Here is a 5,030-nt window from a genome sequence, read left to right as displayed (position 1 = left end):
TTTGATACGATTGACGTTTTGATCAAAACGTATGGCACGGGTCATTCGGCGGATGGCCAAATAGCTCAATTATTCCAACCCACTGCGCGCGCCGGATGGCCTCGCTTTTCCCTTGCCGTCCTAAATCGAAGCCGACCCGCTGGCCCCGACCAGTCTCCTTCATGTAGCTTCGGCCTCGTCACCACGGCAATAAATCTGCGACAGCGGCGCGTAACGGACACCGTCATGGAAGCATCCAAGTCCATTGTTTTCGAACTCCGCCGCCTGCCCGAATACACCGACGAGGCGGTCTTAGCCGAGCTTCGACGCGTTGCCGCACTGGTGCCTGACGGTGCACTGACTGTCTCAGTTTTTGCCAAACATGCGCGCGTCGAGCGGAAGGTCTACCGGCGTTTTGGCACCTGGGCCGATGCCCTTCGGGTTGCTGGATTAGGCCACAGATCCAGCGAAGTTGTGCGGACCCGAGGCGCGCATGCGTCACGGCGGATGATGGATGACGACGTGCTGCAAGCGCTGCGAGAGCTGGCGGAGCGGTTAGGCAAGAGCGAGATGACGGTCGAGGATGTGGAAGAACAACTGCCCTTCTCAGGCGAAACGCTCCGTCGGCGTTGGGGAACTTCAAGAGCGGCCTTCGAGGCCGCGGGATTGAAGGTGACGAACCTCGGCAGACGATATTCCGACGAAGAATGCTTCACAAACTTGCTGACGGTTTGGACGCACTACGGCCGCCCGCCTGAGTACCGCGAAATGGGATTGCCGCCTTCGAAGGTCGGCGGGAAAGCCTACGTGAAGCGCTTCAAGACGTGGAACAAGGCGTTGGCGGCGTTCGTCGAGCGGGTCAATCGAGATGCAGAACCGGCTCAAGCGCCTGATACTCAGGAGGTCGATGTACCGCTTGCCGGCCTCGCTTCTCGGGCATCTCTAACGCCCGGCCGCTTACCCGAGGACGGCCGAGAAATCCCGCTTGGCCTGCGGTTTCGCGTGCTTCATCGCGACCGGTTCAAGTGCGTACTGTGTGGCGATCATCCTGCACGCAACGTCGAATGCGTCCTCCACGTGGATCACATCGTTTCATGGTCCAAGGGCGGAAAAACCCGCGACGACAATCTGCGAACCCTTTGTGCGGTGTGCAATGTCGGTCGAGGTAATCGCTTCGCGGACTAGGCGCTGGCCCAAGGATAGGTATTCATGGGCGGCGGTCCGGACCCGCCACACCCACTCTATTGGCCGCTTCGATAGCCAAGTCCCCGCTATGATCCGCCGATGAATCTCGAACCTTATCCAGACGAAATGAGTGCTCCATGACAGCCACGCCCCTCATCACTCCTAGTCCGCAGCCGGTGCTGCTCGATCGGTTCCGCGCCGTCCTCAGCCGCGACAGCGCCGCGGCAGCTCTTTCTCCTCTGACGCGCCTCGGCGCCGACTCAATCCGTCGCGACGAACTCTTCTACGTTCCTTTCGAACACATGAACCTCGAGGCACGTCTCGTGATCGTGGGCATCACCCCGGGCCCCAACCAAATTGCACTGGCATACGATGCCGTACAGGCGGGTTTGAACAGCGGACTCGAGGATGAGAGTATCCTTGCCCGCGCCAAGGAAGCCGGCTCATTTGGTGGTCCGCAGATGCGGCCAAAGCTGCTCAAAATGCTACAAGCTTTTGGATTTCCCCAGCTGCTCGGGATCAGAGACGCCGCAGAGTTGTGGGAAAGCAAATCCGCCCTCCTCCACGCGACCTCCGTCGTACCCCATGCAGCCATCCGAAACGGCAAGCCCTTTGCCGGTTCTTTCAATGACGTGCTCGAATCATCGGTTATGAAGGCGTCCTTCGAGCGAGACTTCGCAGCCACTCTCCCTCTCCTATCAAGCGATGCGCTCTATGTCGCTCTTGGCCCGACACCACTGGGCGCGCTCGACTGGTGCGCTGCGCGCGGGTTGCTGCGGCGCGAGCAGGTGATGGGTGCTTTTGCGCACCCGAGCAACAACGGCGGCAGCCAGGTCGCTATCTACCTCGGTGAGAAATCGCCGGGGGACCTTCACCACAAAGACCCCGTGCGACACCGCGTAGAGTGGCTGCTAGCTGCCGCCGCGCGAATGCGGCAGTCTGTGGCGGATCAGAGGGCTATGGCGTAGACGTAATTCTCATCTTCGTCGGTCGTGGCCCGCCAAGCGCTGCCCTTTCGCTCTCTGACCCCGTGCCGGCGACAGACCCGCCGTCGACTGACCACCCTCCTGCTCTGGAGGATGGGGGGCTCAGGTCACGAGCGGTGGCCCCACCGTGGCCAAGTCCAAGGACCGGCGCCCGCATCGGATGGGTGCGGCGTGCCGCGGGGCGGCGTCGGTCCATCACACGGCCGCCGCGTCATCGCCCGGTGGCGAGGTAGCGCAATACCATGTCCGCCATCGTCCTCCTGCGCGCCTGCAGCATCGAGGGTCGGAACAGGTCGCGCTTGAACACGATGCTGAGCGTGTGGCGATTGGACACGTACGTGTAGGCCAGGCCGGTGATGCTGATGTACAGGTCCGTCGGATCGATGCCCTTGCGGAAGTCCCCCGTCTCGATCCCGCGCTGGAGGATGCGCCCGAGCTTGACGATGATCGACGTGTTCAGCGCGGCGACCGATTTCGAGCGCTTGAGGAACACGGCCGCGTGCAGGTTCTCGTTGTTGATCATCCGCACGAAGCTCGGATGGTCGATGTAGTAGCCGAAGGTGAACCCCACCAGGCGGCGGATCGCGTCGGGCGGGGAGAGGCCGTCGAAGTCGATCTCGTCCTCGCTCCGGCGGATGCCCGCGTAGACCTCCTCGAGGACGGCGATGTACAGCTCCTCCTTGCTGCCGAAGTAGTGGTAGAGCATCGCCTTGTTGCTGTTGGTGCGGCCGACGATCTGGTCCATGCGGGCGCCCCCGTAGCCTTTCGTCGAGAACTCGAGCAACGCCGATTCGAGCAACTCGCGCCGCCGCCGCTCCGGCGCGCGCTCATAGGGTGCGACGGGGCGGGCGGCGGCGTCCGTCTCGGCGGCCCCGGCCACGCCGATGCGGGCGGAACTACTGCGTCGCATGGCCGCCCGATATTTCGAACACCGTGCCCGCCCGGAACCGGCATTCCGGAGAGATAGGCCAAACGACCATCTGATCGCGAAGCCCTGCGGGCTCCGTTCCAAGCGGCTTGGTCAGCGCGATCACGCCCGGCAATCGCCCATCCGCTCCTTCCGGATCACGTCGTGGGGGAGCTTACCGCATTTCGGCTTGACATCAACCAACTAGTTGACTACTTCGCGCGCAAAACAGGCCCGGCCCAGCACGGGACAAGGACAGGGAGGCGGCTTGGGCTATACCTTCGATTTCGGCGTCGTCTTCGCCCGCTGGCCGGAACTGCTGAACGGCTGCCTGCTGACGCTGCAGCTTTCGCTGCTGGCCATGCCGATCACGCTCGGGATCGCCATCATCTGCGTCTTCATCCTGCAACTGCGGGAGCGCATCAGCACCTGGATCATCGCGGGCTTCGTCGAGTTGGTCCGCAACACGCCGTTCCTGGTGCAGATCTTCTTCCTCTTTTTCGGCCTGCCCAGTGTCGGCATCCGGCTCGAGCCGAACGTGGCCGCGGTGATTGCCCTCGGCCTGAACGGCGCCGCGTATTCGATCGAGATCCTGCGCGGCGGCGTGGACGCCATCTCCCGTGGGCAGATCGAGGCAGGCTCCGCGCTCGGCCTGCACCCGGCACAGATCTTCCGCTACATCATCCTCAAGCCGGCCTTGCGCGCCGTCTACCCCGCGATGACGAGCCAGTTCATCTTCCTGATGCTGACGTCGAGCATCACGTCCTCCATCACCGCGCGCGAGCTGACCCATGTCGGCGCCGAGATCGAGGGCGAGACGTTCCGCAGCTTCGAGGTGTATTTCATCGTCGCGGCCCTCTACCTCGCGATGTCGTACGGGCTCTCCAAGCTGTTCGCCCTGATCTATCGCGTCAGCTTCGCCTATCCGGCCGCGCGATGATCACGACGCTCGGCCCCACGCAGTTCCTGCTCCTCGCCCAAGGCCTGGCCTGGACGCTGGCACTCTCCGCCGTCGGCTTCGCGCTCGGCGGCCTCGGGGGGCTCGTGATCGCGCTGGGCCGCAGCTCCGGCCTCAAGTGGCTCGAGGTGCTGGCTGCCTTTTTCATCGAGATCTTCCGCGGCACGCCGCTGCTTCTGCAGCTCTTCATCGTCTACTACGGCGTCGCCCTGCTCGACCTCTCCGTCAGCCCTTGGATGGCGGTCTCGATCGCGCTGATGCTGAACGCCAGCGCCTTCCTCGGCGAGATCTGGCGCGGTTCGATCCAGGCGATTCCGGCCGGGCAGACCGAGGCCGCCCTTGCGCTCGGCATCCACTACACGACCCGGATGCGCTACATCGTCCTGCCGCAGGCGTTGAAGATTTCGGTCCCGGCGACGATCGGCTTTCTGGTGCAGCTGGTGAAGGGTACCTCGCTCGCCGCCATCATCGGCTTCACCGAGCTGTCGCGAACGGGAACGCTGCTTTCGAACATCACCTATCGGCCGCTGCTCATCTTCGGGATCGTCGGCCTCATCTACTTCGCCGTCTGCTGGCCGCTGTCGCGGCTGGGCCGCGCGATGGAGCGGCGGCTCACCCCCGCAGCCCGCACATGACAACCAGGAGGCAACACATGTCCAAGCTCTTGCGCCGCAGCGTTCTCGCCCTTGCTCTGCTCAGCCTCGGCGCGGTCGCCGCATCGGCGCAGACCGTCGACGAGATCAAGAAGCGCGGCGTGGTCCGCATCGGCGTGCTTTCGGAGCTCCCGCCCTGGGGCTTTCTCGACGCCTCCGGCAACCTCGCCGGCTATGACGTGGACGTCGGCAAGCTGATCGCCGAGAAGCTGGGCGTCAAACCCGAGTTCGTCGGCATGACCGTCGCCGCCCGCATCGCCCAGGTCATGACCGGGAAGGTGGACATGCTGCTGGCCACGATGGGCATGTATCCCGACCGCGCCAAGGTCGTGCAGTTCACCGAGCCCTATGCCGGGCTGAAG

6 protein-coding genes are annotated in these 5,030 nt (G+C 63.8%); 5 read left to right on the top strand and 1 reads right to left on the bottom strand.

Annotated features, from left to right (window positions below; translation table 11 throughout):
* The first annotated feature begins 225 nt into the window (after positions 1-225).
* The gene (locus JOZ79_RS07305) at positions 226-1,164 is read left to right on the top strand and encodes an HNH endonuclease (RefSeq protein WP_294072622.1); all 939 of its coding nucleotides are present in this window, start codon (positions 226-228) and stop codon (positions 1,162-1,164) included.
* Positions 1,165-1,301: 137 nt separating this feature from the next.
* Complete coding sequence (locus tag JOZ79_RS07300) at positions 1,302-2,132, top strand: hypothetical protein (protein WP_294072620.1); 831 nt, start codon at positions 1,302-1,304, stop codon at positions 2,130-2,132.
* A gap of 229 nt (positions 2,133-2,361) precedes the next feature.
* Here JOZ79_RS07300 and JOZ79_RS07295 read toward each other — a convergent pair whose 3' ends face one another.
* Positions 2,362-3,060, bottom strand: a complete 699-nt coding sequence (locus tag JOZ79_RS07295) for a TetR family transcriptional regulator (RefSeq protein WP_294072619.1) — start codon at positions 3,058-3,060, stop codon at positions 2,362-2,364.
* A gap of 265 nt (positions 3,061-3,325) precedes the next feature.
* Between JOZ79_RS07295 and JOZ79_RS07290 the strand changes: the two genes are divergently transcribed.
* The 3 genes from JOZ79_RS07290 to JOZ79_RS07280 all read left to right on the top strand — a co-directional run.
* Positions 3,326-3,997, top strand: a complete 672-nt coding sequence (locus JOZ79_RS07290; RefSeq protein ID WP_294072617.1) for an amino acid ABC transporter permease — start codon at positions 3,326-3,328, stop codon at positions 3,995-3,997.
* Entirely contained in the window at positions 3,994-4,650 is a 657-nt protein-coding gene (locus tag JOZ79_RS07285) for an amino acid ABC transporter permease (RefSeq protein ID WP_294072615.1), read from the top strand. The genes JOZ79_RS07290 and JOZ79_RS07285 overlap by 4 nt, the downstream gene beginning before the upstream one ends.
* A gap of 17 nt (positions 4,651-4,667) precedes the next feature.
* On the top strand, positions 4,668-5,030 hold a 363-nt coding region (locus JOZ79_RS07280), incomplete at its 3' end, for a transporter substrate-binding domain-containing protein (RefSeq protein ID WP_294072613.1).

Origin of the sequence: Sphingomonas sp., from assembly GCF_019242355.1 — a bacterium.
In the GTDB taxonomy this organism is placed as follows: Bacteria; Pseudomonadota; Alphaproteobacteria; order Sphingomonadales; family Sphingomonadaceae; genus Sphingomicrobium.
This window is presented reverse-complemented; position numbering and strand designations above follow the sequence as displayed.